A 26,423-nucleotide genomic window follows, 5' to 3' on the forward strand; every position below is an offset into this window, starting at 1 on the left:
CAAAGGAAAGGTGACATCGGTGGCGAGGAAGAAGATCGGCATCCAGGACGCCAGTATCGCGGAAATTGAGGACCTGGAACGGTGGCAAATACTTGCTGGAATTGGGCCCGGCAGTGCGCTGGGCGAAGACCTCGCTGAGGCAAAGGAGTCGGGCGTCTTAAGTCACGCACTACGAGGGGGGATTAAGCACGCGCGATCAATCAACCAGTACGCCAACATGTTCGACAGCCTCTGCGCGCGAACTCTGGTCCTGTCGGCGCGAAGCGGTGCAAAAACAGTGGGGCTGTTGCTTCTCGGGCCGCCCCCAGCGCTGCTGCAACGAGGACCGCAATTCAATGGCCAGAATGCCGCGTTCTTATTTCACGTCGCAAAACTAGGTGTCCTAGCGGTCGATCCAACCGTGCACGGCACGGGCATCGGATCGCGGCTAGTCAGGGTAGGGACCGACATTGCGCGCCAGTCGGGATATCTCGTCCTTTACGGTGAGTTCCATGCTGACCGGCCCGCCCTGCCAACGTTTTACGAACGGTGCGGGTTCGAAGTACTCGAAACGGACCAGGCGCTCAACCTCACCGAAGTAATGGGCTTCCCCACCCTGATAAAGCCAACCGGCAGCGACCGACTCTTCGTCACCGGATTGACCTAGATGCGCCAATGCGGATGGACGCGGTTGATGTCGAGGCTGCGTGCGCCGGGAGTACCCGGGGCGATCACGGCGTGACCGAGCACGGACTTGATGACCGCTTGTTGGCGGTCGATGTCCAAGCTGTCCCATTGCTCGCGGAGCAGGTGTCCGGTGCCCGCGAGTTCGTTGACGTCTGCGGTGTCGGTGGCCGCGGCGATCGCTTTACGCGTTTGGGCGATGCGGGCGGTGATGGGGTCACGGGCGGCGATCCACTCCCGCGCGGTCACGGCACCGTCCGCATACAGCGCGGCCAGCTCATCCAAACGGGCGGTGTCGGCGTCGAGCTGAACCGACAACTCTGCGACATTGGCATCCACGCTGGATTTCCCCACTAGTGCATCGGCCAGTGCCGGAGAGTCCAACCGGGTCAGCACCGCGTCCGTGAGAAGGTCCTCGACGGGTTGAGCCACGACCGTCAAGCGGCCGCAGCCGCCCTGATCCGGGCCGCTCAGACACACATAGCGGCGCACCCGGTTCTCGGGATTGACATGGCGGGCTTGGGAATACAACCGGTTGCCGCACCGGCCGCAGCGCAGCAATCCCGACAGCAGGTAGGTGCGCGGGGCGCGGGTCTTGGTCAGCGCCCGCGCGGTCATGCGGGCTAACACCTGATCGCGCTGCATGGGGCTGATGATCGCTGGCCACGCGGCCTCACCGATCACCTGGCCGTGATGCTCGCGCAGTCCCGCCACGCGACCCGAGCATAGGATTTGGCGCACCGCCGAGGTCCGCCACGATTTCGATGCCGCAGGCGCGATCCCGGAATCGTTGAGCCACATGGTCAATGAGCGGATCGAGGCCCCCGCCAGATACCGGTCCACCATCTCACGCACCACGGCAGCCTCCTCGCTGCGCACGGTGATCTTGTCGGGTTCGTACCCGAACGGGCGCACCGAGCCGTGCGGGCGTCCTTGTTCGGCGTTCTGCAACATCTTGCGGCGGATGCGTGCGGATTTGCGTCCGGACTCTTTGGCGGCGAACGCGGCGAAAATCCGGGCCATGAACAACCCGTCATCATTGCCCAGATCGATATCGGCGGTCACGGTGGCCACGTCGCGCACTCCTACCGATTCACACAACGCGACGAACTCTTCCAGCTCCACCGGGCGGCGATGCAACCGATCCAAGTTGTAGACGAGCACCGCATCGCGCGCACCCGACTCCAGATCGGCCAGCATCCGTGCGTACTCGCGGCGCGGTTTACCAGAGAAGGCCGACACATCATTATCGACGTACTCATCACCGACTGGCCAGCCGCGATCGGCGGCCAGCTTGCGGCAATCCTCCAACTGGCGCGCCACCCCTAACCCGGCGCCCTCAACGTCAGCAGAGATACGTGCGTAGACCGCGGCCGACTGAACACCAACTCGCTGAGCAGTGGCTTTCCGGCGTGACATGAGGGTAGTTTAACATTATCTCAGCTTCGACGCGTGCGTGGGCCCGCCGGCGGCGTAGGGGATGGTGTGGTCCACATCGCAGGCGGTGGCCGGGCGATCACAGCCGGGCCAGCGACACGTCAGATCCCGACACCGCACAAAATCAGCCAGCGCCCGCGAGGGCACATACCCCGCCTCGGGTGGCGCATCGGCGGGATGGGTCAACGGCACCAGTGTGGCCGAGGCCGCCAGCTCGGCGAGCACCTCCGGCGGAATCAATCCCTCGGCGCCGACCTCGACACCCGGAGTGGATGCGCGACCCTCCAGCACCGCGTGTTCGCCGATCACATGGACAGTCACCGGGCCCGCGGCCCGCCCCCCGGCCGCACAATCCGCGCGCCCGCAGCGACACCCCAGCCGATCGGCGTCGGCGGCCAACGCCCCCAACGCATCAGCGCGGCACTGCTCGCGAGTCCGTGGGTCATGGGCACACACCGTGGCCGCCAACCCATCCAGGCGCCGATCCAGGGCATGGGCATCCGGGGCATACAGGGTGGCCTCCAGATGCGCCAGCCCATCACCCATGTCGGCCATCCACACCTGCCGGCCGGCCGCGCGCTCCTGGCGCCGCCGCACCGCATCCACATCAGCCTTGGCCACGACCTTGTCGACCTGGGCCGCCAACCGGCCCTGACTCAACGACGGCCACCGGCCCACATTGGCCGCCAACACCGCGTCCACCGAACGCAACACCTCGAGGTCGGTAATCAGATCCGTGCGGAACACGATCGTCTGAAACATCCGATAATCGATATCCCCCGCGCCAAACACCGCCCCCACCAGCGGCAACCGCTCCCGCATCGCCCGGGCATAGCGCACCCGACTCGCGGCCAACCCCTGGCCGATCCGCAACTGCGCGCCCACCTCCGCAGCCACCGCCGCCTCGGTGTCCACCGCCCACTCCTCGGTCTCCGCACAGCGCGAGAGCCGGTAAGCAAACAACTCCCCGATCGCCACCAACTGCGCCGCGGCCGCCCGATTCTCCACCCGCGCCACAACCCCGAGGTGCTCCAACAACGCCGCCGACTCCCGCGTCGACGACGGATGACACCGCTCAACGAGCTCATCAAGCTCCGCGATCACCGCACGCCGCCGCACCTCATCGAACATACGTTCGACTATGCCACAGGCAACCGACAACCGCCCGGCCTAGCCTGACCGCGAATCCGCCACGCAGCGAAACCCGATGTGGGTGGTCGCGGAGTCCTGCGATTGCGGGGACCGGGCCGCCGGCCGGTATCGGTGGCAGTACTCCGGCGCGCACAGGTGGCTGCCGCCCTTCAACGTCTGGCTGACGGATGGGTCGGCGGGGCCCGGCGGGGTGCAGCAGGCCTTGGGCGCCGAATCGAGCCGGTGGTGCGGCGAGAATTCGGTGGCGGTCCATTCCCAGACGTTGCCGATCATGTCGATAAGGCCGAACGCGTTGGGCGCAAACGTGCCGACCGGCGAGGTCCCCACCCAGCCGAGCGCCCCGTCATTGCGGTAGGGGAAGCTGCCCTGCCAGGTGTTGGCCATCAGCCGGCCATCGCTGGTGACCTCGTCACCCCACGAGTACGTCGTGGTGCTTCCGGCGCGGGCCGCGTACTCCCACTCGGCCTCGGTCGGCAGCCGCCGCCCCGCCCAGCGCGCGTAGGCGGCCGCGTCGGGGTAGGCGACCTGCACCACCGGGTGATCGCCGCGGTCGGCCACGTCGCTGTCGGGCCCGAACGGATGACGCCAGCTCGCGCCCGGCACCCACCGCCACCACTGTCGCCAGTCACGCAGGTCCACCGGCCCCGGCGTCGGCCGGAAAACCATTGCGCCCGGGCACAGATCGTCGGGATCCGCACCGGGGTACAGCGCCGGGTCGATCGGTTGCTCGGCCACCGTGAGATACCCGGTGGCGTCGACGAATTCGGCGAACTGCGCATTGGTCACCGGGTGCCGTTCCACCGCAAGGGGACCCACGGTGACCGTATGGATCGGCGCCTCTTCCGGGTAGAAGCTGGTCGAGCCCATGCGGAATGACCCGCCGGGGAGGTCGACCAGTTCGCTCAGCACCAGTCCAGGGTATGACGAACCCTGCTCGATCGATCCAGGCGTCGCCGGCGCTCGCTCGCGCGGCCGCGTCAGTCGCGCGAAAAGGCCAGCGCGATCTCGGTTTCCACGTCCCGATAGGGCCGGCCGGACAGGTCGACGGTGACCTGTGCGATGGTCCCGCCGGTGAACGCGAACGGCGCCTTGAAGCGACTGGACACACCCGACCCGCCGTTGCGACCGACGGTGATGCCGGCGCCCGCCAACCCGAAGGTGCCGGGGTGGGTGCTCACCCCGGCGAGCGTGCCGACAACCTCGTCATCGATGAACAGCGTCACGTCACCCAGCGGCGTATGACTGTTTTCGACCGTGCCGGTCCGCGAATAGCTGGCGCCGAACAGATGCCTGCCCAACGGCACGGCCTGCGCCGAGGAGACCTCCTGCTGGCGCTCGCCGAGGAAGTTGTACACGTAATGCAGCCGCCCGTCCTGGATGAACAACACGTGCCCGCCGTGCGCGCCGCCCTGCTTGAACAGCACACCCTCGGCGCCGGTGGTATCGATGGTCACCTCGGCCAGCACCGAAAACGAGCGGCCGCGGATCTCGGCGGCCGCGCCGATGCTCACGTCCGCGCAATCGGGATAGTAGACGTAGCTGGACCGTTCGCCGACCAGATACGGCCGCGAGCGCCCCAGGGTCTCCAGGATGTTGAAATCCGAGAGGGGCAGCCCGTTGTACTTGGCGGCCTCCGAGAACCACAACGCCTTGAGTTCCTCGAGTTTCTCCGGCTTTTGGGCCGCGAGGTCGTGGCACTGGCTGCGGTCGGCCTCGATGTGGAACAGCTCCCAGCGATCGGCGTCGAAATGCGACCAGCCGGCCGGTGTGGCCGCGTGCACGGTGTTGGCGAACCAGCCCTCGTGCCAGATCCCGCGGGTACCCAGCATGGTGTAGAACTGGGTGCTTTTGCCGGTGGTGGCCTTCGGATCGTCAAGTGCCGCTTTGAAACTCACGCCGTCCAGTGGTTTCTGTGCGATGCCCTTGACGGTTTGCGGCGGCGTCAGGCCGAGCAGGTCGTAGACGGTCGGCGTGATGTCGCAGACGTTGACGTAGTTGTCGCGGACCTCGCCGTGCGCGGCAATCCCGTTGGGCCAGGAGATGATTGCGGTGTCGGCGATCCCGCCCTCGTGGGAGGCGTAGCGCTTGTAGAGCTTGTAGGGCGTGTTGAATGCCATCGCCCACCCGATCGGGTAGTGGTTGTAGGTCTGCGGCCCGCCGAGATGCTCGAACAGCTTCATGCTTTCTTCGACCGTGTCGATGTAGCCGTTGAAGAACTTGCCCTCGTTGACCGATCCGTTGGGCCCGCCCTCGCCGCTGGCGCCGTTGTCGGAGATCACCACGATGATGGTGTTGTCGAGCTGACCCGATTCCTCGAGATAGTCCAGGATCCGGCCGATCTGGGCGTCGGTGTAGCTCAGGAACCCGGCGAACACCTCGGCCATCCGGGAAAACAGCCTCTTCTCGTCGTCATTCAGGGAATCCCAGGGTCGCACCGTGTCCTGCAGGGGCCACTCCTGGCCGTCGGGACCCTTCACGTCGAGGTACGGGTTGACCGGCGACAGTTCGGTGTCGCCCGGCACGATGCCCATCGACTTCTGCCGCTCCAGCACGATCTCCCGGTAGCGCTCGTAGCCCATGTCGAAACGGCCGGCGTAGTGGTCGGCCCATTGCTTGAAGACGTGATGCGGCGCGTGCCCGGCGCCGGGGCACACGTAGGAGAACCACGGCTTTTCCGGCGCAATCACTTTGGCGTCGCGGATGAATTCGATCGTCTTGTCGGCGAGGTCCTTTGACAGGTGGTAGCCGTCCTCCGGGGTGGCCGGCGGGCTGACCGGATGGTTGTCGTACACCAGGTCGGGATACCACTGGTCGGTCTCCCCGCCCAGGAACCCGTAGAACCGTTCGAAGCCGCGCGAGAGCGGCCAGTGCCGCTTCGTCGACGCCAGGTTCGATTCCTCCAGCGGCGTCAGGTGCCACTTGCCCACGCAGTAGGTGTTGTATCCCGCCTCGGCGAGGGCCTCGGACAGCAGGGCGGTGTCGAACGGGATGCGACCGTTGGCGTTGGGGAAGCCCTCGGTGAACTCCTCGATGGTGGCCATGCCGACGGTCGTGGCATTGCGCCCGGTGAGCAGCGACGCCCGGGTCGGCGAACACAGCGCGGTGGTGTGAAACTGCGAAAGCCGGACGCCGCGTTCGGCGATGCGCGACATGGCCGGCATCTCGACCAGGCCGCCGAAGCAGTCCCAGGTCGCGATGCCGGTGTCATCCCAAACCAGATAGAGGACGTTCGGTGCATCCTGCGGCGCGGTCGGCGCGGCGTAGGGACCCCAATCCGGTTCGGAATCGCGGATATCGAGCTCGATCTTGCCGTTGAAGGCTCGCGAGTCAGTGGACATGCGCCGAGCGTAACGTGGCCGCGAACTTTCCGCGTTTTTTCGCAGCGGCGTTACGTGCGGGTAGCAAAACGCCCGAGACGATCACGTCCCGGGCGTTTCGATGTCGCTCGATGCCTTACTTCGCCTTTTCCAGAATCTCGACGAGCCGCCAGCGCTTGGTCGCCGACGTCGGGCGCGTCTCCATCAGCGAGACGCGGTCGCCGATCCCGGCGGCGCTGTTCTCGTCGTGCGCCTTGACCTTCTTGGTGGTCCGGATGATCTTGCCGTACAGCGGGTGACGGACGCGGTCTTCCAGTTCGACCACGATGGTCTTCTGCATCTTGTCGCTCACCACGTAACCGATGCGCATCTTGCGGCGGCCACGCACCTTCGGGTTCGCGGGAGTGTGCTTGGGGCCCTTGTCCTTCGACGCGGCTTGGGCTGCGGCGGCCTTCTTGGGGGCGGCCTTCTTGGCTTCTGCCATCACGATTCCTTACCATCCGGCCCGGAAGCCAGGCCCAGTTCTCGTTCGCGCAGCACGGTGTAGACGCGCGCGATCTCCTGACGCACGGTGCGAAGCCGGCGGTTGTTGGTGAGCTGGCCGGTCGCCATCTGGAAGCGCAGGTTGAACAGCTCTTCCTTGGACTCGCGCAACCGCTCGCTCAGCTCCTCGTCGGTGAGCTCGCGCAGTTCGCCCGGCGAAATTCCCACTGCCATCAGAACTGATCCTCTCGAGTCACGATGCGCGCCTTGATCGGCAACTTGTGGATCGCGCGGGTGAGCGCCGCACGGGCGATCTGCTCGTTGGGGTAGCTGAGCTCGAACAGCACCCGGCCCGGCTTGACGTTGACGACCCACCACTCCGGCGAACCCTTACCCGAACCCATCCGGGTTTCCGCGGGCTTCTTGGTCAGCGGGCGGTCGGGGAACACGTTGATCCACACCTTGCCGCCACGCTTGATGTGCCGGTTGATGGCGATACGAGCGGACTCGATCTGCCGGTTGGTGACGTACGCGTGCTCCAGGGCCTGGATGCCGTAGTCGCCGAAGTTCACCGCCGTGCCGCCGCTGGCGATACCGCGCTGGCGGGGGTGGTGCTGCTTGCGGTGTTTAACTCTGCGTGGAATCAACATGATTCAGCTCTCCGTGCTTTGCGGTTCTGCAGCGGGTGCGGCGGCCGCGGCGCCCTCTTCGGCGCTGGCGGCCCGGCCGGCCTCGGTGCTGGTGGCCGTGGTGCCTGAGGCGCCACTGCGGCGCGGGCGGGTGCCCGACGGGCGCTCGCGGCGGGAACGCTCGGCGCCCGCGGGAGCGGCGGCGGCCAGTTCGCGCTTGCCACCGACGATGTCGCCCTTGTAGATCCACACCTTCACGCCGATCCGGCCGAAGGTGGTCTTGGCCTCGTACAGGCCGTAGTCGATGTCGGCGCGCAGCGTGTGCAGCGGCACCCGGCCCTCGCGGTAGAACTCCGAGCGGCTCATCTCGGCGCCGCCGAGACGGCCGGAGCACTGCACGCGGATGCCCTTGACGTTGGGCTGGCGCATCGCCGACTGGATGGCCTTGCGCATCGCCCGGCGGAACGCCACGCGGTTGCTCAGCTGCTCGGCGACGCCCTGGGCCACCAATTGCGCTTGGGACTCAGGGTTTCTGACCTCGAGGATGTTGAGCTGGACCTGCTTGCCGGTCAGCTTCTCCAGGTCGGCGCGGATCCGGTCGGCCTCGGTGCCGCGGCGGCCGATGACGATGCCCGGACGCGCGGTGTGGATGTCCACCCGGACGCGGTCGCGGGTGCGCTCGATCTCCACGTCGGCGATCCCGGCCCGCTCCAGGCCGGTCGACAGCAGCCGCCGGATCGCGACGTCTTCCTTGACGTAGTCCGAGTACTGCTTGTCGGCGTACCAGCGGGACTTCCAGTCGGTCGTGATGCCCAGCCGGAAGCCGTGCGGATTGATCTTCTGGCCCACTAGTCTGAGCCTCCCTTCGCGTCAGAAGTCTCAGACGTCTTGGCTTCGGCTTTCGGTGCGGCCTTCTTCGCGGGCGCTTTTGCCGCGGCCTTCTTGGCGGGTGCCTTGCTGGCCGGCGCCTTGGTGGCCGGGGCCTTCTTGGCGGCGGCCTTGCTCGCCTCGGCGCGGCGGGCCCGGGTCGACTTCGCCGACCGCTGGTCCTTGGCCGGGCGGCTCTCCACCACGACCGTGATGTGGCTGGTGCGCTTGCGAATCCGGAACGCGCGGCCCTGGGCGCGCGGCCGGATGCGCTTGGCGGTGGGGCCCTCGTCGGCGTAGACGGTGGCGACCACCAGGGTCGACGGGTCCAGCCCGTTGTTGTTCTGCGCGTTGGCCGCGGCGCTGGCGATCACCTTGGCCACCGGCTCGCTGGCGGCCTGCGGCGCCCAGCGCAGGATGTCGAGCGCGTCGGCCACCGAGCGGCCGCGCACCAGGTCGATCACCCGTCGCGCCTTTCTCGGCGACACCCGCACGAAGCGCGCTTTGGCCACCGCCGAGGGAAATTCAGTCGTGGTCATCGCCGTTTGGCCTTCCGGTCGTCCTTGATGTGTCCCTTGAAGGTGCGGGTGGGGGCGAATTCACCAAGCTTGTGGCCGACCATCGACTCGGTGACGAACACCGGGACGTGCTTGCGTCCGTCGTGGACAGCGAACGTGTGGCCGATGAAGTCAGGAATGATCGTCGAACGGCGCGACCATGTCTTGATCACCTGTTTGGTGTTCTTCTCGTTCTGCGCGTCCACCTTTTTGAGCAGGTGGCCGTCGACGAACGGGCCCTTCTTCAGGCTGCGTGGCATGTGCTGACTACTCCTGGTCCTGGGGTTCCTCAGCGACCGTGCTTCTTGCCGGTACGCCGGCGTCGCACGATGAGCTTGTTGCTGGCCTTGTTCGGATGGCGGGTGCGGCCCTCGGGCTTGCCCCACGGGCTCACCGGGTGGCGACCACCGGAGGTCTTGCCCTCACCACCACCGTGCGGGTGATCCACCGGGTTCATGACCACACCACGGACCGAAGGGCGCTTGCCCTTCCACCGCATGCGGCCGGCCTTCCCCCAGTTGATGTTCGCCTGCTCGGCGTTGCCCACCTCGCCGACGGTGGCGCGGCAACGCACGTCGACGCGACGGATCTCGCCGCTGGGCATACGCAGCGACGCGTAGGTGCCCTCCTTACCGAGCAACTGAATGCTCGCGCCGGCCGACCGCGCCAGCTTGGCGCCACCGCCCGGCCGCAGTTCCACGGCGTGGATCACGGTACCGGCCGGGATGTTGCGCAGCGGCAGGTTGTTGCCCGGCTTGATGTCCGCGTTCGGACCCGTCTCCACCACGTCGCCCTGCGAAAGTCCCTGCGGCGCAATGATGTAGCGCTTCTCGCCGTCCAGGAAGTGCAGCAACGCGATGTTGGCGGTCCGGTTGGGGTCGTATTCGATGTGGGCGACCTTGGCGTTGACGCCGTCCTTGTCGTTGCGACGGAAGTCGATCACCCGGTAGGCGCGCTTGTGGCCGCCACCCTTGTGGCGGGTGGTGATGCGGCCGTGCGCGTTACGCCCACCGTGGCCGTGCAGCGGCCGAACCAACGACTTCTCCGGGGTGGAACGGGTGACCTCGGAGAAATCGGACACGCTTGCGCCGCGACGGCCGGGGCTCGTCGGCTTGTACTTACGAATTGCCATGTCTAATCAGGTCTTCCTCTCGCGGCGGCTAGGCCGGTGCCCCGAACAGATCGATCGGCTTGCTACCCGGCGCCAGCGTGACGATGGCCCGCTTGGTGCTCTTGCGCTTGCCGAACCCGGTCCTGGTGCGCTTGCGCTTACCCTGCCGGTTCGCGGTGTTCACCGATGCGACCTTGACGGAGAAGATCTTCTCGATGGCGATCTTGATCTGCGTCTTGTTCGAATCGGGGTGCACCACGAACGTGTACACGTTGTCATCGAGGAGCGAATAGGACTTCTCCGAGATGACCGGGGCCAAGATGATGTCGCGGGGGTCAGTGACGGTCGCCATCAGGCCGAAACCTCCTCGGGAGTACCGGTGTTGGCGCTGATGTAGGCGTTGAGGGCCTCCACGCTGAACACCACGTCGTCGGAGCGGAGCACGTCATAGGTGTTGAGCTGGCCGGGTGTCAGGATGTGCACACCGGGAAGGTTGCGCACGCTCTTGGCGCCCGCCTCGTCGCTGCGTCCGATCACGACCAGCACCTGCTTGCGCTCGGTCAGCGTGCCCAGGAACGCCCTGGCGCTCTTGGTCGACGGGGTCTGGCCGGCGACGATTTCGGTGACCGCGTGGATGCGCCCGTTGCGCGCCCGGTCGGACAGCGCACCGCGCAACGCCGCGGCGATCATCTTCTTGGGCGTGCGCTGGCTGTAGTCACGCGGCTTGGGGCCGTGCACGACGCCACCGCCGGTGAACTGCGGGGCCCGCGTGGAACCCTGCCGGGCGCGGCCGGTTCCCTTCTGCCGGTAGGGCTTACGGCCACCGCCGCTGACGTCGCCGCGCGTCTTGGTCGAGTGCGTGCCCTGGCGCGCCGCCGCCCGCTGGGCGGTGACGACCTGGTGCATCAGCGCGATATTGGCCGGGGCGTCGAACAATTCGGCCGGCAACTCGATCGAGCCTTCGACCTTGCCGGCCGGTGTCTTGACGTCGATCTTGAGCGTCTTGGAACCTTGTGCTGCCATCACTTCTCACCTCGTTTGACCGCGCTGCGGACCACCACGAGTCCACCGGTGCGGCCGGGGACCGCACCCTTGATCAGCAGCACGCCGTTCTCGGTATCGACCTTGTGCACCAACAGGTTTTGGACGGTCACCCGGTCGTTACCCATCCGGCCCGCCATCCGCGTGCCCTTGAACACGCGGGCGGGGGTGGCGCAACCACCGATGGAACCCGGGCGACGGTGCACCGCCTGGGCACCGTGACTGGCGCCCTGACCACGGAAACCGTGGCGCTTCATGGTGCCCGCGAAGCCCTTCCCCTTGGAGGTTCCGGTGACGTCGACGTAGCTGCCGTCGGTGAAGATCTCGGCCGTCAGCTCCTGGCCGACCTGGTATTCCGCCGCCGCGTCCGGGTTGTCCAGCCGCAGCTCGGCCAAGAACCGGCGCGGGTTGACGCCCGCGGCCGCGTACTGACCGGTCACCGGCTTGTTGACCTTGCGCGGACTGATCTCGCCGTACGCCAGCTGCACGGCGCTGTAGCCGTCCTGCTCCGGCGTGCGGATGCGGGTCACCACGTTCGGCCCGGCCTTGACGACCGTCACCGGCACAATCCTGTTGTTCTCGTCGAATACCTGCGTCATGCCCAGCTTGGTACCGAGAATGCCCTTACGCGCCATTGCTCTGTAACCCCCTACTGGATGTTGACGTCGACACTGGCCGGAAGGTCGATGCGCATCAGCGCGTCAACGGTCTTCGGCGTCGGGTCGAGGATGTCGATCAGCCGCTTGTGCGTGCGCATCTCGAAGTGCTCCCGCGAGTCCTTGTACTTGTGCGGAGAGCGGATGACGCAATACACATTCTTCTCGGTCGGCAGCGGCACCGGCCCTACGACGCTGGCACCCGTGCGGACGACGGTCTCGACGATCTTGCGCGCCGACGCGTCGATAGCCTCATGGTCGTAGGCCTTAAGCCTGATGCGGATCTTCTGTCCCGCCACGCTTCTCCTACCCTCGCTCCTGTTGAGGCCCGGTTTCCGGGCTCAAATAATCCATGTCCTCAGTGCCACCGGCGCGCCGATCGGGCCGGCCGATGTTGGCCGATCGAGCGTTGCGCCGGATAGTGCGCCGCTGTTTACCTGTCGTGGTCCACCGGCCCCCGCGGTCGGGTGTGTCACCCTCACGCGGCCTCGGCGCGCCGATTTCACGATCGAAATTCGTCGCACTCGAAGGATGGGACCGGACGCGCCCGTTTGGACGCTGGTCGTATGCCCGACCAGGCGCAAACCCGGCTCAAGGCAACCTGAACAGTATGCCCTAGATCGGGGCCCGAACAAAATTCGGGCGAGATCCCGGGCCCAATCCGTCACGCCCGGCCCGGACGCCGTCGCTACGCGACGCTAACGCCCAGGTCAGAGGCCTTGAGATGGCCGGTGCCGAGGCCAAGACTAGTGCCATGAGCACACCGACCGTCGATCCGGAAACCGCGCAGGCCGTCAAGGTGTTCGCCGACCCCATCGCGTACGCCGACGAGCCGCGGCTGCATGCGGCGCTGGCGCACCTGCGCGCGCACGCACCGGTGTCGTTGGTCGACTGTCCGCCGTACCGGCCGTTCTGGGCGATCACCAAGCACGCCGACGTCATGGAGATCGAGCGGGCCAACGACCTGTTCCTCAACGAGCCGCGGCCGCTGCTGGCCCCCGCCGAGGCCGACGACTTCGCGCGCGCCCAGCTGGACGCCGGGATGGGCCTGCGCACCCTGATCCACATGGACGACCCCCGGCACCAGGTGGTGCGCGCGATCGGTGCCGACTGGTTTCGCCCCAAGGCCATGCGCGCGCTGAAGGTCAGGGTCGACGAGCTGGCCAAGAGCTACGTCGACAAGATGATGGCCGCGGGCGGCGAATGCGATTTCGTGCAGGAGGTCGCCGTGAACTACCCGCTGTACGTGATCTTGTCGCTGCTGGGCCTGCCGGAATCGGATTTCCCGCGCATGCTCAGACTCACCCAGGAACTGTTCGGCGGCGACGACGAGGAGTTCAAGCGGGGCACCACGCCCGAGGAGCAGATGCAGATCCTGCTCGACTTCTTCGGCTACTTCAGCGATCTCACCGCGGCGCGGCGGGCCCACCCCACCGACGACCTGGCGTCGGCGATCGCCAACGCGCGCGTCGACGGCGAGCCGCTGTCGGACGTCGACACGGCCTCCTACTACGTCATCATCGCGACCGCCGGGCACGACACCACGAGCGCCACCATCGCCGGCGGGCTGCAGGCGCTGATCGAAAACCCCGACCAGCGCGCCCGGTTGACCGCCGACCCCGCACTGATGCCGCTGGCGACCGAGGAGATGATCCGCTGGGTGACGCCGGTCAAAGAGTTCATGCGCACCGCGGTCGCCGACACCGCCGTTCGCGGGGTGCCGATCGCCGCGGGCGAATCGGTGTATCTGTCCTACGTGTCGGCGAACCGCGACGAGGACGTGTTCGACGACCCGTTCCGGTTCGATGTCGGCCGAGACCCCAACAAGCACTTGGCCTTTGGCTACGGCGTGCACTTCTGCCTGGGGGCCGCGCTGGCCCGCATGGAGGTGAACAGCTTTTTCACCGAACTGTTGCCCCGGCTGGAGTCCGTCGAGTGCGCCGGGGAACCCGAACTCGTCGCCACCACGTTCGTGGGTGGTCTCAAGCACCTGCCGATTCGGTATTCGCTGCGTTAGCCCGATTGGTCTGGACGTGGAGGAAGCCGTCGACCGCCGCCAGCGCGCATTCGCGGTAGTCGAAATCGGGCAGGGTGGACAGGCGGCCGAGCACCAGGGGTCCGATGAGCATGGCGATCGCCCGGGATCGGTCCACCTCGCCCAGCTCGGCGGCCTCCGGGCTGTCGAAGATGACGTCGAACGGCTCCGCGTACTGCTGAGCGATCCGCTCGCGCAGGGTGGTGATCGCCGCGCTGTCGGCATTGGCGCTGTGCCGGGGTTCGGGCAGCCCCTCCAGGTCACGCCCCAGCGCCAGCCAGGACATCGCCGTCATGAGGGTGGGCGCGTGGGCCACGGATTCGGCCTGGGCCAACACCACCGCGACCAGCCGGTCCCGCAGCGATCCCTCGGCCGGCGGGGTCGGTGACGCCGGTATCAGGCTGTTGAAAGCCGCTGCCAGCAAGTCGTTTCCGCTCGGAAAGTGGCGATACAGGGTCGCCCTGGCCACGTTGGCGGTGCGGGTGACCGCGTCGACCGTCACCGCGCTGGGACCCCCGGCCCGCAGCAGCGTGACGGCGGCGTCCAGCAGCCTGGCCCGCGACCTCGCGGGGCGCGGGTCGGTCGTCCCGGCGGTAATGGCGACCACCTCCTGTCTGAGACGAGACTATCGGGTCGAAACGAATTCTGACGCCCGGTGCCCGATCATCACGATGGTGGCGTGCGGACCGCGGCTGGTGATCGTGGGCAGGACCGAGCCGTCGATCACCCACAGGTTGTCGATGCCGTAGACCCGGCACAGGGGGTCGACGACGGCCCGCGGGTCGCCGTCGACACCCATCGGCGCGGTGCCGCACAGATGCTGCGAGGTGGACCAGACCGCCGTCGCGGAACCGATTGTGCTGCCGGCCAATTCGTGGGCCAAGTCGATGCCCCGGCGCAGGTCCGCGACGTCGTCGGGCTCGCTGTCGTAGCGGTGCTCGATGCGCGGCGCCACGTCGGGATCCGGCGAGACCAGCGTGATGCGGCCCCGCGCGCGCGGTTGCATGAGGGCCACCCCGATGTGCGGCCAATCGGCGTGCCCGGCGGTGCCGTCGCCGGTCATCGCCACGAATCCACCGGTGTACGGCCTGATCTCGAGGCCGTCGGCCGTGCTCAGCACCACCTCGAGCACCGGGCGCCCGGGGGCCACCGTCCAGTCGGTGGGCAGCACCCACTCGGCGTGATCGCTGAACGACGCCCCCACCGGCAGCGCCGCGACCACCGGCACCCCGGCGGCCGCCAGCGCGTCGGGGTCGCCGATGCCCGAGAGCATGAGGAGATGCGCCGTTTCAATGGCGCCGCCGCACAACACGATTCGGTCGGCAGTGAACACGGTGTGGCCGTCCGGCCCGATCGCGTCCACGCCCACCGCGACGCTCCCGGCGAAGCGCAGCCGCACCGCCCGGGTCCGCGCGTGCAGGCGCAGGTTCGGCCGGCTCAGCGCCGGGATGAGATACGCGGTGCCGGACCCCCTGCGCACGCCGTCGACGATGTTGAGCGGGACGGCGCCTATCCCCGAAATTGGTTCAGCCGCAACGTCGTTGAGGTCGGCGATCCAGCCGAATCCGGCGCGCTGGGCGGCGGTGATGAAACGCTCCGTGGTTCCCGTCATCTCGTGGGTGCGGCGCACCAGGATGGGGCCGCTGTCGCCGTGGGCGGGACCGTCGAAGTCCAGGTCGGTCTCGATGGCCCGGAAGCTGTCCAGCACCTCGGACCATCCCCAGCCCGGTAGGCCGATGCGGTCGAAGTCGCGGGGCAATCCGCGGCAGAAGTAGCCGCCGTTGATGGCTCCCGATCCGCCCACCGTGGCCCCCCGCACCAGGGGGTGCTGGCGGACGGGTTCGTCGGTGAGGTGGGTCTGATAGCGCCGGACCAGGGGGCTGCCGACGCCGATCGGCAGCTGCAGACCGTTGGCGGTCTGGGCGAGCAGGCCCGGATCGTCGAGGGCGGGGCCCGTCTCGAGGACGGTGACCGTGCGGTCCGCGTCGGCGGAAAGGCGTTCGGCGACAACCGATCCAGCACTGCCGGCCCCGACGATCAGCACATCGCTGTGCGAGACGGCTGCGGTCAAGGCGGCGGCTAACTGCGGATCTGGGGTTTCAGGGCGCGCACGTTGCGCTCCCGTAGCACACCCCACCACAACCCGAGGCCGTACGCCAGGTCGTCGACGCGCTTGAGCACCAGATAGGTCGGCAGCCCGATCGGTTCGACGTCGTCGCCGACGGCGTCCCGGCGGCGCAGCCAGTCGACCACCCCGTCCATGACGGCCGCGACCAGTACCACCCGCCGGAAGTGCCGCGACATGGTCGCGGCCATCAGCGCAAGCGGCCAGTAGTGCCGGCACAGCGCCGACGCCAGCTGCAGCGCCGCCGACCACAGGCCGCGGCCCGCGATCATGGCGACATCGGCCATCGACGTCTCCGCGCTGCGCATCGCCCGCGCGATGCGCCGCCCCGTCAGGACGGCCAGCACGATGGACGCCAGCCGCGACAGCGTGGACCCGAAGGCCATCAGCGTCCAGGTCATCAGCGCCCAGCCGGAGATCACCACCGGCGCCGTCTTGTCCGGGTGGCGCACCGACAGCGGGGCGGCCGAGCCGCCGTAAAACGCTTTGCGCGCGAGCCAATCCCGCAATTCGGTGCGGTGGTCGTGGGCCACCAGCGCGATCGGCTCGTAACGCAGCCGGACGCCCGACTCGATCAGCCGCCAGCACAGGTCGACGTCCTCGCCGGACTGCAATGTCTCGTCGAACCCGCCAACCTCCCGGATGGCCGAGCAGCGACAGATGATGGCCGCGCTGGGGACATACGACACCGTGCTGTGGGGCAACACCGGGGCCTCGCGCTCACCGAGGTCGAGCGAGGAGTGCACGGCCTCGTAGCGGGCCACCACGTTCTCGTTGTGCGACAGGCCGACAATGCGCGGCGCGACCAGGCCGACGGTGGGGTCGCAGAAGTGACCGAGCAGGGCCTCCAGCCAGCCCCGGCGCGGCGCGACGTCGGAATCCAGGAACGCCACGAAGTCCGTCCGGCAGGCCGCCAGCCCGGTGTTGCGGGCCGCCGCCGGGCCCTTGCTGCGGTGGTGGCGCAACACCTCGATGTCGCAGTGCGCGCCGACGAAGTCTTCGGGCTCGACGGCGTTGAACGAGCCGTCGTCGACCACGACGACGCGCAGCCCGCGCAGCGAGCTCACCAGCCGGCGCACGCCAGAAAGGTTGTTGCGCACCGGGATTACCACGGTCACGTCGTGGTGCGACGGCCCGCCGGCGGGCCTGGGATGGGCGACCGTGGCGTCCAGCAGGGTGCGGGCGAGCTGGGCGCTGAGATCGTCGCGCACCTTCAGCCGGCCGTCGCAGAGCATGTCCTGTGCCGCCGGGGCCAGCTTCAGCAGCCGGGTCGGCGAACCGCCGAGCAGCGCCGAGCCGTCGCCGAGCACCCGCACGCGGCGGTCGACCTGGACCGCGAAGCCGTCGGGCAGCCGGGGCGCCGAGGAGGTCATGTCAGCATCCCGTCGGGGCCGGGCCCCCAGCGGGCGACGCGGCGGACACACTCGTCGACCATCTCGGCGACGATGCGCTCGCCCTCGGCGGCGGTGGCGGTGGTCGGGTCGCCCAGCACGCCGACCGGGCTGACCGCCGCGACTCCCCCGCGGCGCATCGGCCCGAGCAACTCCGGCAACGGTGCGGTGTTGCCGGCGCGCCACCGGTCGGTCCGGACATCGGCTGGCGAGATATGCAGCAACACCGATGTTTCGGTATGCCCGGCGTGGCCGTCACCGCCGGGGGCCACACAGGGGCACCACCCGGCGTCGCGGCCCTCGGCGCGCAGCCTGGCCACCGCGGCGCCCAGCGCGGCGACGTTGCCGCCGTGGCCGTTGACGAAGACCAGGCGCCGGGCCCACGTGCCCGCCGACCTGCCGTACTCGACCAGCAGCAGCGTCAGCGCCTCGGTGCCGAGCGAGATCGTCCCGGCAAAGCTCTGGTGCTCGCCGCTCGCGCCGTAGGCGATGGCCGGCGCCACCAGCCACCCGTCGCCGAGGCGCGCGCGAGCGCGCCGGGCGACCGCCGTCGCGATCCGGGTGTCGGTGTCCAGCGGCAGGTGCGGCCCGTGTTGCTCGGTCGAACCCAGCGGAATCATGACCGATGCCGCCGTGCCGGACAGCTGGCTCGACGTCGCTGTTCCTAGTTCGCCGAGTACGGGCACTCGGTGATGGTAGGACGAATTCACCTGGCGTGCACCAATTGTTGAAGCTTGAAAATAACTTTTTTTCCGCGCCGTTCATCGGTCATTCGAATTGTCGGCTCGTTCGTCACGGTTACCCCGCCCGTACCACGATTTCCGTGGCCGTCAAATAATTCCGACAAAGCCGCCCTGGATAGCCCGGCTTTCGTTATCCGCCGGCCGGCGGCACGCCCAGCGCCCGGGTGAAACCGGGCGGCACCAGGATGTCGCCGGGCCCGAGGTCGTGGATCGAGGAATGTCCCAGACCCATCAGGGCCGAGTCGATGCCGCCACGCAAGATGTCGAGGACGTTCTCCACGCCCGGTTGGCCCGCCGCGGCCAGGCCCCACAGGTACGCCCGGCCGATCATCACCGCGCGCGCCCCCAGCGCCACGGCCTTCACGACGTCGCTGCCGCGCCGGATGCCGCCGTCGAGCAGCACTTCGACCTGATCCCCGACGGCCGCGGCGATCGCCGGCAGGGCGCGGATCGAGGCCGGGGTGCCGTCCAGGTTGTTGCCACCGTGGTTCGACACCGAGATCGCCGAAACCCCCGCGTCCACAGCCCTTTTGGCGTCATCGACGCGGATCACGCCCTTGAGCATGAACGGCCCGCCCCACAGTTCGCGAAGCCAGGCGATGTCTTCCCAGGTCGGCGGCGGGGTGCCCATCCACTCGCCGTAGGCCGCGAAGAACGGGGGCCCGGGCTCGCCGCGGCGGCCCTGGTTGGGCACCCGCAGCTCCGGCGGCCGCATGGTCTTCGCCCACTGCAGAAACCACCGCGGCTTGGTGATCACCTCCGGGCTCATCTTCAGGATGGTCTTGAGGTCCATCTTCTCCGGGATCGAGGGGCTGCCCCAGTCCCGGCCGTGCGAGAAGCTCCAGTCGGTGGTGACGATCAGGCCTGCCGCGCCGGCCGCCCGGGCGCGCTCGACCCGCGCCGCGATCGCGTCGCGGTCACCCAGCCAGTACAGCTGGAAGAACAACTTGGGGTTCGCCGCGATGACCTCTTCGATCGGCTTGCTGGCGAACGAGGACAGGCCCATGGCGGTGCCGCGGGCGGCGGCGGCCCGCGCGACGGCCACCTCGCCGTCGGGGTGCACGGCCTGCACGCCGGTCGGTGAGATCAGGACGGGCATCGAAATGTCCTGCCCCATAACGCTGGTCGACATGTCGCGCTTGGCCGGCGCGCCGACGACGTGGGGGGCGAAACCGAGCTCACCGAAGGCTTCGACGTTGTCGGAAACCGTGATTCCCTTTTCGCTGGCCGAAATCAGCGACGAATAGGCCGATTTCGGCAGCCGGCGCTTGGCGCGTTGCTGCGCGATGGCAACGGTTTCAAACCATTTCTCGGCCATTGTCACACCGGGCTTTCATTACACAGGCGCGCCGGCGGCGCCGCGGGCGTGACCGTCGGTGGCCGCAGCGACAGCGTGAGCGGCACCGGTTGGCGGATGCGCTTGCCGCGGGAGTGGTCGGCCCGGGGGCGCGGCGTCTCGCGGTCGTGCGCCAGCGCCGACGCGCTGTGGCCCTGAACGCATTCGGGGTCCGGCCCGTCCAGCGGCAGCCCGGTGAAGAACTTGGCCGCCATGCAGCCGCCCCGGCAGCTGTCGTAATGCCCGCAACTGCCGCAGGCGCCCGCCGACTGCGGTTCGCGCAGCTCGCGGAACAACGGGGCGTTCTTCCACACGTTGTCAAAGCCGCCGTCCGACAGCACGTTTCCGGCCAGGAAGCGGTCATGGATGGCGAACGGGCAGGCGTACACGTCGCCGACGGGGTCGATCAGGCACACGACGCGGCCCGCGCCGCACATGTTCAGGCCGGCCAGCGCGCCGGACTGACCGAGCGGGGCCAGGTGGAAGAAGGAGTCGCCGGTGAGCACCCGCTCGCCCTTGGCGACCAGCCAGTCGTACAGCTGGACCTGCTGGTCGGCGGTGGGGTGCAGCTCCTCCCAGACATCGGCGCCGCGCCCGGACGGGCGCAGCCGGGTGATCCGCAGCGTGGCGCCGTAACGGCTTGCCAGCGCGGCGAATTCGTCGAGCTGGTCGACGTTGTGCCGCGTGACGACCACGGAAATCTTGGCGTCTTTGAAGCCGGCGTCGGCCAGGTTTTCCAGCGCCCGCACCGCCATGTCGAACGACCCGGGTCCACGCACCGCGTCATTGACCTCGGCGGTGGCGCCGTCCAGCGAGATCTGGACGTCGACGTAGTCGCTGGCCGCCAACCGCGCGGCGACCTCGGGCGTGATCCGGACGCCGTTGGTGGAGAACTTGACGCCGACGTGATGGGCGGTCGCGTAGTCGACGAGCTCCCAAAAGTCCGGGCGCACAGTGGGTTCCCCACCACCGATGTTGACGTAGAACACCTGCATGCGTTCCAGCTCGTCGATGATGTCCATGCACTGACGGGTGGACAGCTCGCGCGGATCCCGCTTGCCCGACGACGACAGGCAGTGCACGCAGGCCAGGTTGCAGGCGTAGGTGAGCTCCCAGGTGAGGCAGATGGGCGCGTCGAGCCCGTGCTCGAACTGCTCGATCAGCCGCGGTACGGCCGCTTGGGTCGGTGCGGTCATTGATGGTCCTCCCGGGGCACCAGCATCTTGGAGTCGACGAGTACACCCAGCGCGTGCAGGTAGGGACCCTGCCCCGCGTCGTCGATGCCCGCCGCGCGACAAGCGGAGCGGACGTCGGGGTGCTCGGCCAGCGACTGCACCACCGTGAGGATGCTGCGGTTCTTCAAAAACGACAGCTTGCGGGTGCCGAAGTGATAGAGCAGCGCGCCGAACGGTTCCGGCCGCACCGCCACCTGCGGGTGCAGTCGCCAGCCGCGATCAGGATCGAACACGGTGTCGCCGGCGGGGCGAGCCGTTTCGGCCTGCGCGGGCGCAGGCACGGTCAGTAGACCCCGCACATGCCGTCGATGGACACCTCTTCGACCAGGGTCTCGGTGACGAGCTGGGTGTCAGTTTCGGTCTCGTGGTCCACGGGGCCTTGCCTTTCGTCGGGTCTTGACAACGATGGGGTCTGAGTCACACTCGCCGCCAGAATATGGCATCGAGTGCCGAAATGGAAGGGCGGGGTCCGAAGATGCCGCAGCCGCGGGTGGGCAGGCGCCGCTCGACCACGCCGGCCCACATCACCGACGTGGCCATCGACCTGTTCACCGCCCGCGGTTTCGCCGACGTGAGCGTCGACGACGTCGCCCACGCCGCCGGCATCTCCCGCCGCACGCTCTTTCGCTACTACGCGTCCAAGAACGCCATCCCGTGGGGCGATTTCGACACTCACCTCGCCCACCTCCGCGACCTGCTCGACAACGTGGATTCCCGGGTGCGCCTGGGCGATGCCCTGCGCGCGGCGTTGTTGGCGTTCAACACCTTTGACGAGTCCGAGACCGCCCGCCATCGCCAGCGCATGCGGGTGATCCTGCAAACCGCTGAGCTGCAGGCGTATTCGATGACGATGTACGCCGGCTGGCGCGAGGTGATCGCCGGGTTCGTGGCCCGCCGTTGCGATTGCAAGACAACCGACCTGCTGCCGCAGACCGCCGCCTGGACGATGCTGGGGGTGGCGCTGTCGGCCTACGAACACTGGCTCAGCGATGAGTCCGTCCCGCTGCCGGTCGCCCTGGGCAATGCCTTCGACGTGGTCGGCGCGGGGCTGAACGAGCTGGACACTTGAGCGTCGAGCACCTGGCGCACACGCTGCGCGCCCAGGGCAGGTTCTGCGCCTCGTCGGGCTCCGCGATGTACGGCGAGCTGTTCGAGCTGGTGGCCGCCGACGTCGAAGCCGGCGGCGTGTTCGCGGCCATCCTGTCCCGGCACCGCCACGCCCCCTCGCGCGACGCGGTGCCGCTTCGGCTGCTCGGCGGGCTGCACCGGCTGGTGCTCGACGGCCGGGCGGCGCACCTGCGCCGCTGGTACCCCAGCACCGGCGGGAGCTGGAACGCCGGAGCGGCCTGGCCTCAGATCCGCGACGCCGCGGCCGGCCACGCCGATGCGCTGCGCGCGGCGCTGGATCAACCCCCGCAGACCAACGAGGTGGGTCGATCGGCCGCACTGATCGGCGGCTTGCTGCACCTCAATCAATCCGGTTTGCCGATAAGGCTTTTCGAGATCGGGTCGAGCGCGGGGCTGAACCTGCGAGCCGACCACTACCTTTACCGGTTCGCCGGGAGCCAGTGGGGGCCGCCCGACTCGCCGGTGGCCATCGACGACGCGTGGCGCGGCGCGCTGCCGCCCGGGCGTGACGTGCGGATCGCCGAGCGGTGTGGCTACGACATCGCGCCGATCGACGTCGGCGACACCGACGGGGAGCTGACCGTGCTGAGCTACGTCTGGCCCGACCAGGCCACGCGGCTGGCCCGGCTGCGCGGGGCCATCGAGGTGGCCCGCCGGGTCCCGGCCCGGCTCGAACGCCGGACGGCGGCCGGCGCGGTCGCCGGCCTGCGGGTGGCCGACGGCGCGCTCACCGTCCTCTGGCATTCCATCACCTGGCAATACCTGTCGGCCGACGAGCGCGACGCCGTGCGCGCCCACGTGGACGCGCTGGCCGCACGGGCCGGCGCGCGCTCACCGTTCGCCCACCTCACGATGGAGCCGGCGAGCGATGGGCCCGGCGCCCCGATCAGGTTCGAGGTGTGCGCCCGCAGCTGGCCGGACGGCGAATCGCGCGTGCTGGGCGAATGCCACCCGCACGGCCCGCCGGTGCACTGGCGGTAAAACGCATGCGGCCGAATTGCCGGACTAGGCCCGGCAATTCGGCCGCATTGACGTTGCGTGTACTAGGTCCCCATGAAGGTCATCGGATCGTGCAGCACCCGGGTGCCGTCGTGCAATCCGTTGATGGCCTCCATGTGCTCGGACTCCAAAGTGAAGTCGAACACGTCGAGGTTCTGGGCCACGCGCTCGGGCTTGGACGACCGCGAGACGACCACGTTGTCCAACTGCAGGTTCCACCGGACCAGCACCTGCGCCGGCGTGCGGCCGTACTCGGCGGCGATCGCCGTCACGGTCGGGTCCTCGAGCATCTTGCCGACGCCCAGCGGACTGTAGGACTGCGTGGTCACGTCGTGCTGGGCGTGCGCCTGGCGCAGCTCGGCCTGGTTGAGGCGCGGGTGCAGCTCGACCTGGTTCACCGCGGGCACCTCGTCGGTCTCCTCGATGACGTTCGCCAGCAGTTCCTCGGTGAAGTTGCAGACGCCGATCGAGCGGACGTGCCCCTCGTCGCGGGCGACCTTCATGCCCTCGAAGCTCTCCACGTACTTGCCCAGCTTCGGCGCCGGCCAGTGGATCAGGTAGAGGTCGAGGTAATCCAGCCCAAGACGGTCCAGGCTCTCCTTGCACGACTCCTGGGCACTCTGGAAGCCCTGCCTCGAGGTGCCCAGCTTGGTGGCGACGAACAACTCCTCACGCGGGATGCCCGACGCGGCGATCGCCCGCCCGACGGCTTCTTCGTTTCCGTACGAGGCAGCGGTGTCGATGAGGCGGCAGCCAGCCTCCAGGGCCGCGAGTACCGAGCTTTCCGTCTCCTCATCGGACAATTTGGCTACGCCCAAGCCAAGTACGGGCATCTTCGCCTCGTCGTTGAGAGCGACGGTCGGAATCACGCTGGAAGCGCTGTATATCTCATCAATCACTGTCACTTTTCAATCACCTGCCTGCCAGGTTGGGGTGTGGGGTTTCTTCGACGTAAACGATTCAGGGACAACACACCAGGCGGCTTATGCCAACCCCTTCTGGTGCGTATGGGCCCCATACATCGTTCGCTTGGAGACAATAACCGAGCCGGGCGGACGGCGCCCGGACCGAGGCGGTCGACGTCGCATTAGCAAAAAAACGCGAGCTCAGAAGTTACGTCTTTCCAGCACAATAAGATTGGCGATGGAATTTTGGCAATTTTGTGACACCGCAAACACGAGCGCCCGGTGCCCTCGACGAAGACAAACGAAACCTCAAACCGATGTGATGTGCAGCACCATCGAATTGCGTTGTGGCGCATCACCGATTTCAGCGTAATTCTCCCTGGGGCAGGCGCCCTACCGGCGAAAACACCGACAATGGTGCGTGTTTCACTCCCGGGGGAACGGACATAGCTGCGTCGTGATGCGAACGTGATATACCGTGATGCGACTGTGATGTGAAATCACCTGTCCCCTATCCTCGAGAGACGCGACCACGCGCTACCCCTGGAAGCGAGGCAAGTCTGTCGCATGAAGACAATGCAAGAGCTTTTCGAAATTGCCTGGCAAGCAACGCAAATCGGTGCCGCCACGCTCAAGAAATCACAGCCGAGCTCGGTGCAGCACAAGGGAGACCGTGACCTGGTCACCGACATCGACCTCGCGATCCAGCGTGACATCGCCGACTACCTGGCCCAAACCACACCCGAGATCCCACTGTTGGCCGAAGAGTCCGAGCAACAGCCGGACATCGAAACCTCCGAGTGGCTCTGGGTACTCGACCCCATCGACGGAACGTCGAACTTCGTCCACGGGCTGCCGTTGTGCGCCGTATCACTGGCGCTGATGCGCACCGGGCGCACCGTGGTCGCGGTCACCCACGCTCCCCTGCTCGGCAAGACCTACCACGCCATCGAGGGCAAGGGCGCTTTCCTGGGCGGCCAGCGGATCAACGCCAGCGCCGCCGACAGCCTCAGCGGGGCCATCGTGTCGCTCGGCGACTACGCCGTCGGCCACGACGCCGGCAGGCTGAACGAGCACCGGCTGGCGCTCACCGCCGAGCTGGTGCCGCGGGTCGAGCGCATCCGCATGATCGGGGCGGCGACCCTGGACCTCGCGTTCGTCGCCGAGGGCGCCCTGGACGCCTGCGTGATGATGTCCAACAAGCCCTGGGACACCGCGGCGGGGACCCTCATCGCCCGGGAAGCGGGGGCGCAGCTCACCGACGCCCAGGGCAATCCCCACACCCACAAGTCCGCGTCGACGGTCATCAGCGCGCCGGGCATCGCCGAGCAACTCGCGACGGTGATCCGCAACACCGAGAACGTCGGCGACCGGTACGCGACCGCCGTCGGCTAGCGAAGGCTCAGCCCAGCACTTCCGAAATGGGCACGGCCGCAGCGATTTTGGCGCGCATCTTCATGACCTTGCCGGGCATCCCGCCGGCGACCACGCCGGCCAGGGCGCCGTCGCGTTCGTAGTAGGCCAGGAACTTGCGACCGTCGTCCTCGACTACGTGCACGATGTCGTCGGCCTCCGGCTCACCCAGGCACTGGATCTTGACGTCGTATTGGTCGCTCCAGAAGTAGGGAACCACCACCGCGGTGGGCACGTCCTGCCCCAGCATCGCGGGCACCACGGCGCGGGCCTGATCGGCGACATTGCTCCAATGTTCCACGCGCCCTTGGTGTCCCGTCGCGTCACGCCACGACGCGACGTCCCCGAGCGCCCACACGTTCGGCGCGCTGGTGCGCCCGGCCTCGTCGCAGATGACGCCGTTGTCGACGTCAACTCCGCTGCCCTCGAGCCATTCGGTCGCCGGGCGCGACCCGATGCCGACCACCACCACGTCGGCCGCCAACTCGGTGCCGTCGCTCAACACCACCGCCTCGACGCGCGTGTCACCGCGCACCTCCGCCACGCCGACCCCGAGCCGGACGTCGACGCCTTCGGCGCGGTGCAGCCGGGCCACCAGCTCACCGATCTGTTCGCCGAGCACCGCGGCCAGCGGAGTGGGCTGGGGCTCCACCAGCACCACGTCCACCCCCAGGCTGCGCAGGCTGGCCGCCACCTCGCAGCCGATGAAGCCGGCGCCGATGACGACGGCGCGCTGCGCCGCGGACGCGTGCTCGCGCAGCGCCAGGGACTCGTCGAACGAGCGCAGCACCCGGATGCCCTCGAGGTCGGGGATCGACGGGATGCGTCGCGGTACCAGCCCGGTGGCGATGACGAGTTCGTCGTAGCGAAGCGTCGTCCCGTCGTCGAGCGTCACCGTCTGCGCCGCGGTGTCCAGGCTTGTCGCGGCCGATCCCAGCCGCAGGGTGATGTCGTTCTCGTCGTACCACTCGCGCGGTTTGAGCGCGGTGTCGTCGACCTCTTTGCGCAGCACCTCTTTCGACAGCGGCGGGCGGTCATACGGCAGGTGGACCTCGTCGCTGACGAGCGTGATGGGCCCGGAATACTCCGATTTCCGCAGCTGCTCGGCGGTGCGGGCGGCGGCCAATCCGCCGCCGACGATCACGATTCCGTTGGTGGCGCTCGCGTCAGTACTCACGTGGAGTTCTTAGCACGGTGGCC

General features: G+C 68.1%; 29 protein-coding genes and 2 pseudogenes. 6 read left to right on the forward strand and 25 right to left on the reverse strand.

The genetic code is table 11. The annotated features are described in order from the left end of the window. Positions 1–19: 19 nt before the first annotated feature. Complete coding sequence (locus tag P6281_RS22190) at positions 20–646, forward strand: GNAT family N-acetyltransferase (protein ID WP_008260795.1); 627 nt, start codon at positions 20–22, stop codon at positions 644–646. Here the strand turns inward: P6281_RS22190 and P6281_RS22195 are convergent. From P6281_RS22195 to rpsJ, 15 genes and pseudogenes are all read right to left on the reverse strand, one after another. Further along, positions 643–2,082 carry a recombinase family protein gene (locus P6281_RS22195; protein ID WP_072501373.1) on the reverse strand — a complete coding sequence of 480 codons (1,440 nt, stop codon included), beginning with the start codon at positions 2,080–2,082 and terminating at the stop codon, positions 643–645. The genes P6281_RS22190 and P6281_RS22195 overlap by 4 nt on opposite strands. Positions 2,083–2,100: 18 nt before the next feature. Continuing rightward, positions 2,101–3,231 (reverse strand): annotated as a pseudogene (locus tag P6281_RS22200) (HNH endonuclease signature motif containing protein); the annotation flags it as partial. A 39-nt stretch (positions 3,232–3,270) separates the two neighbouring features. Beyond that, the gene (locus P6281_RS22205; protein WP_014942910.1) at positions 3,271–4,161 is read right to left on the reverse strand and encodes a formylglycine-generating enzyme family protein; all 891 of its coding nucleotides are present in this window, start codon (positions 4,159–4,161) and stop codon (positions 3,271–3,273) included. 68 nt (positions 4,162–4,229) lie between these two features. Then, positions 4,230–6,590: an arylsulfatase gene (locus P6281_RS22210; protein WP_202377575.1), complete on the reverse strand. Its 2,361-nt coding sequence runs from the start codon at positions 6,588–6,590 to the stop codon at positions 4,230–4,232. Between the two features lie 115 nt (positions 6,591–6,705). Then, positions 6,706–7,053, reverse strand: coding sequence for a 30S ribosomal protein S17 (gene rpsQ / locus P6281_RS22215; protein WP_008260801.1), 348 nt, complete (start codon positions 7,051–7,053; stop codon positions 6,706–6,708). Continuing rightward, on the reverse strand, positions 7,053–7,286 hold the full coding sequence (gene rpmC / locus P6281_RS22220; protein WP_043955376.1) for a 50S ribosomal protein L29: 234 nt from the start codon (positions 7,284–7,286) through the stop codon (positions 7,053–7,055). The genes rpsQ and rpmC overlap by 1 nt, the downstream gene beginning before the upstream one ends. Further along, on the reverse strand, positions 7,286–7,702 hold the full coding sequence (gene rplP / locus P6281_RS22225; protein WP_008260803.1) for a 50S ribosomal protein L16: 417 nt from the start codon (positions 7,700–7,702) through the stop codon (positions 7,286–7,288). Before rplP ends, rpmC begins: the two co-directional genes overlap by 1 nt. Positions 7,703–7,705: 3 nt before the next feature. Beyond that, complete coding sequence (gene rpsC, locus P6281_RS22230; RefSeq protein WP_008260804.1) at positions 7,706–8,530, reverse strand: 30S ribosomal protein S3; 825 nt, start codon at positions 8,528–8,530, stop codon at positions 7,706–7,708. Further along, positions 8,530–9,087 carry a 50S ribosomal protein L22 gene (gene rplV, locus P6281_RS22235; RefSeq protein WP_009957089.1) on the reverse strand — a complete coding sequence of 186 codons (558 nt, stop codon included), beginning with the start codon at positions 9,085–9,087 and terminating at the stop codon, positions 8,530–8,532. The genes rpsC and rplV overlap by 1 nt, the downstream gene beginning before the upstream one ends. Further along, positions 9,084–9,365 (reverse strand): 30S ribosomal protein S19, encoded by a 282-nt coding sequence (gene rpsS, locus P6281_RS22240; RefSeq protein WP_009957090.1) that lies wholly within the window; start codon positions 9,363–9,365, stop codon positions 9,084–9,086. Before rpsS ends, rplV begins: the two co-directional genes overlap by 4 nt. Positions 9,366–9,394: 29 nt before the next feature. After that, entirely contained in the window at positions 9,395–10,237 is an 843-nt protein-coding gene (rplB, locus tag P6281_RS22245) for a 50S ribosomal protein L2 (RefSeq protein WP_008260807.1), read from the reverse strand. Between the two features lie 28 nt (positions 10,238–10,265). Next, complete coding sequence (rplW, locus tag P6281_RS22250; RefSeq protein ID WP_003873516.1) at positions 10,266–10,568, reverse strand: 50S ribosomal protein L23; 303 nt, start codon at positions 10,566–10,568, stop codon at positions 10,266–10,268. Next, a complete protein-coding gene (gene rplD / locus P6281_RS22255; RefSeq protein WP_009957092.1) occupies positions 10,568–11,239 on the reverse strand; it encodes a 50S ribosomal protein L4 in 672 nt (223 codons plus the stop codon). The genes rplW and rplD overlap by 1 nt, the downstream gene beginning before the upstream one ends. Further along, complete coding sequence (rplC, locus tag P6281_RS22260) at positions 11,239–11,892, reverse strand: 50S ribosomal protein L3 (protein ID WP_008260820.1); 654 nt, start codon at positions 11,890–11,892, stop codon at positions 11,239–11,241. The genes rplD and rplC overlap by 1 nt, the downstream gene beginning before the upstream one ends. Before the next feature lie 14 nt (positions 11,893–11,906). After that, positions 11,907–12,212: a 30S ribosomal protein S10 gene (gene rpsJ, locus P6281_RS22265; protein ID WP_003873519.1), complete on the reverse strand. Its 306-nt coding sequence runs from the start codon at positions 12,210–12,212 to the stop codon at positions 11,907–11,909. Between the two features lie 110 nt (positions 12,213–12,322). Between rpsJ and P6281_RS26195 the strand changes: the two are divergent. Beyond that, positions 12,323–12,529, forward strand: a pseudogene (locus P6281_RS26195) (hypothetical protein); the annotation flags it as partial. A gap of 138 nt (positions 12,530–12,667) precedes the next feature. Beyond that, positions 12,668–13,930 (forward strand): cytochrome P450, encoded by a 1,263-nt coding sequence (locus P6281_RS22270; RefSeq protein ID WP_008260825.1) that lies wholly within the window; start codon positions 12,668–12,670, stop codon positions 13,928–13,930. On the opposite strand, the gene P6281_RS22275 is transcribed toward P6281_RS22270, so the two are convergent. The 8 genes from P6281_RS22275 to mftA all read right to left on the reverse strand — a co-directional run bounded on the left by P6281_RS22275 (position 13,896) and on the right by mftA (position 21,151). Continuing rightward, positions 13,896–14,495, reverse strand: a complete 600-nt coding sequence (locus P6281_RS22275; protein ID WP_170320628.1) for a TetR/AcrR family transcriptional regulator — start codon at positions 14,493–14,495, stop codon at positions 13,896–13,898. The two genes, P6281_RS22270 and P6281_RS22275, sit on opposite strands and share 35 nt — an antisense overlap. Before the next feature lie 78 nt (positions 14,496–14,573). Continuing rightward, a complete protein-coding gene (mftG, locus tag P6281_RS22280; protein WP_014385804.1) occupies positions 14,574–16,019 on the reverse strand; it encodes a mycofactocin dehydrogenase MftG in 1,446 nt (481 codons plus the stop codon). 8 nt (positions 16,020–16,027) lie between these two features. Then, positions 16,028–17,446 carry a mycofactocin biosynthesis glycosyltransferase MftF gene (gene mftF, locus P6281_RS22285; protein ID WP_014385805.1) on the reverse strand — a complete coding sequence of 473 codons (1,419 nt, stop codon included), beginning with the start codon at positions 17,444–17,446 and terminating at the stop codon, positions 16,028–16,030. Beyond that, positions 17,443–18,174, reverse strand: a complete 732-nt coding sequence (gene mftE / locus P6281_RS22290; protein ID WP_324738522.1) for a mycofactocin biosynthesis peptidyl-dipeptidase MftE — start codon at positions 18,172–18,174, stop codon at positions 17,443–17,445. The genes mftF and mftE overlap by 4 nt, the downstream gene beginning before the upstream one ends. Before the next feature lie 163 nt (positions 18,175–18,337). Next, positions 18,338–19,525: a pre-mycofactocin synthase MftD gene (gene mftD / locus P6281_RS22295; RefSeq protein ID WP_009957097.1), complete on the reverse strand. Its 1,188-nt coding sequence runs from the start codon at positions 19,523–19,525 to the stop codon at positions 18,338–18,340. A gap of 2 nt (positions 19,526–19,527) precedes the next feature. Further along, positions 19,528–20,739: a mycofactocin radical SAM maturase gene (mftC, locus tag P6281_RS22300; protein ID WP_009957098.1), complete on the reverse strand. Its 1,212-nt coding sequence runs from the start codon at positions 20,737–20,739 to the stop codon at positions 19,528–19,530. After that, a complete protein-coding gene (gene mftB, locus P6281_RS22305) occupies positions 20,736–21,077 on the reverse strand; it encodes a mycofactocin biosynthesis chaperone MftB (protein ID WP_201358779.1) in 342 nt (113 codons plus the stop codon). The genes mftC and mftB overlap by 4 nt, the downstream gene beginning before the upstream one ends. Continuing rightward, on the reverse strand, positions 21,062–21,151 hold the full coding sequence (mftA, locus tag P6281_RS22310; RefSeq protein ID WP_007773607.1) for a mycofactocin precursor MftA: 90 nt from the start codon (positions 21,149–21,151) through the stop codon (positions 21,062–21,064). The genes mftB and mftA overlap by 16 nt, the downstream gene beginning before the upstream one ends. A gap of 102 nt (positions 21,152–21,253) precedes the next feature. Here mftA and mftR point away from each other — a divergent pair, with 102 nt between their 5' ends. Together mftR and P6281_RS22320 are read left to right on the forward strand one after the other, a co-directional pair. After that, the gene (gene mftR / locus P6281_RS22315) at positions 21,254–21,847 is read left to right on the forward strand and encodes a mycofactocin system transcriptional regulator (protein ID WP_009957101.1); all 594 of its coding nucleotides are present in this window, start codon (positions 21,254–21,256) and stop codon (positions 21,845–21,847) included. Continuing rightward, complete coding sequence (locus tag P6281_RS22320; protein ID WP_014383299.1) at positions 21,844–22,887, forward strand: DUF2332 domain-containing protein; 1,044 nt, start codon at positions 21,844–21,846, stop codon at positions 22,885–22,887. The genes mftR and P6281_RS22320 overlap by 4 nt, the downstream gene beginning before the upstream one ends. Before the next feature lie 62 nt (positions 22,888–22,949). On the opposite strand, the gene P6281_RS22325 is transcribed toward P6281_RS22320, so the two are convergent. Further along, on the reverse strand, positions 22,950–23,810 hold the full coding sequence (locus P6281_RS22325) for an aldo/keto reductase (protein ID WP_193375520.1): 861 nt from the start codon (positions 23,808–23,810) through the stop codon (positions 22,950–22,952). Between the two features lie 567 nt (positions 23,811–24,377). Here P6281_RS22325 and P6281_RS22330 point away from each other — a divergent pair. After that, positions 24,378–25,205 (forward strand): inositol monophosphatase family protein, encoded by an 828-nt coding sequence (locus P6281_RS22330; protein WP_009956322.1) that lies wholly within the window; start codon positions 24,378–24,380, stop codon positions 25,203–25,205. 7 nt (positions 25,206–25,212) lie between these two features. On the opposite strand, the gene P6281_RS22335 is transcribed toward P6281_RS22330, so the two are convergent. After that, a complete protein-coding gene (locus tag P6281_RS22335; RefSeq protein ID WP_324738523.1) occupies positions 25,213–26,400 on the reverse strand; it encodes an NAD(P)/FAD-dependent oxidoreductase in 1,188 nt (395 codons plus the stop codon). Positions 26,401–26,423 lie beyond the last annotated feature (23 nt).

The organism is Mycobacterium sp. 5-140-3-2 (assembly GCF_035666375.1).
In the GTDB taxonomy this organism is placed as follows: Bacteria; Actinomycetota; Actinomycetes; order Mycobacteriales; family Mycobacteriaceae; genus Mycobacterium; species Mycobacterium intracellulare.

What these genes read in the sequence shown, in the direction of transcription:
- rplD (WP_009957092.1), bottom strand. Translation starts at nt 11,239, where the DNA reads ATGGCAGCACAAGGTTCCAAGACGCTCAAGATCGACGTCAAGACACCG.
- mftD (WP_009957097.1), bottom strand. Translation starts at nt 19,525, where the DNA reads ATGGCCGAGAAATGGTTTGAAACCGTTGCCATCGCGCAGCAACGCGCC.
- P6281_RS22270 (WP_008260825.1), top strand. Translation starts at nt 12,668, where the DNA reads ATGAGCACACCGACCGTCGATCCGGAAACCGCGCAGGCCGTCAAGGTG.
- P6281_RS22195 (WP_072501373.1), bottom strand. Translation starts at nt 2,082, where the DNA reads ATGTCACGCCGGAAAGCCACTGCTCAGCGAGTTGGTGTTCAGTCGGCC.
- rplC (WP_008260820.1), bottom strand. Translation starts at nt 11,892, where the DNA reads ATGGCGCGTAAGGGCATTCTCGGTACCAAGCTGGGCATGACGCAGGTA.
- rpsS (WP_009957090.1), bottom strand. Translation starts at nt 9,365, where the DNA reads ATGCCACGCAGCCTGAAGAAGGGCCCGTTCGTCGACGGCCACCTGCTC.
- P6281_RS22210 (WP_202377575.1), bottom strand. Translation starts at nt 6,590, where the DNA reads ATGTCCACTGACTCGCGAGCCTTCAACGGCAAGATCGAGCTCGATATC.
- mftC (WP_009957098.1), bottom strand. Translation starts at nt 20,739, where the DNA reads ATGACCGCACCGACCCAAGCGGCCGTACCGCGGCTGATCGAGCAGTTC.
- rplW (WP_003873516.1), bottom strand. Translation starts at nt 10,568, where the DNA reads ATGGCGACCGTCACTGACCCCCGCGACATCATCTTGGCCCCGGTCATC.
- rpsQ (WP_008260801.1), bottom strand. Translation starts at nt 7,053, where the DNA reads ATGGCAGAAGCCAAGAAGGCCGCCCCCAAGAAGGCCGCCGCAGCCCAA.
- rplB (WP_008260807.1), bottom strand. Translation starts at nt 10,237, where the DNA reads ATGGCAATTCGTAAGTACAAGCCGACGAGCCCCGGCCGTCGCGGCGCA.
- rplP (WP_008260803.1), bottom strand. Translation starts at nt 7,702, where the DNA reads ATGTTGATTCCACGCAGAGTTAAACACCGCAAGCAGCACCACCCCCGC.
- P6281_RS22330 (WP_009956322.1), top strand. Translation starts at nt 24,378, where the DNA reads ATGAAGACAATGCAAGAGCTTTTCGAAATTGCCTGGCAAGCAACGCAA.
- mftR (WP_009957101.1), top strand. Translation starts at nt 21,254, where the DNA reads ATGCCGCAGCCGCGGGTGGGCAGGCGCCGCTCGACCACGCCGGCCCAC.
- rplV (WP_009957089.1), bottom strand. Translation starts at nt 9,087, where the DNA reads ATGACCACGACTGAATTTCCCTCGGCGGTGGCCAAAGCGCGCTTCGTG.
- mftF (WP_014385805.1), bottom strand. Translation starts at nt 17,446, where the DNA reads ATGACCTCCTCGGCGCCCCGGCTGCCCGACGGCTTCGCGGTCCAGGTC.
- rpmC (WP_043955376.1), bottom strand. Translation starts at nt 7,286, where the DNA reads ATGGCAGTGGGAATTTCGCCGGGCGAACTGCGCGAGCTCACCGACGAG.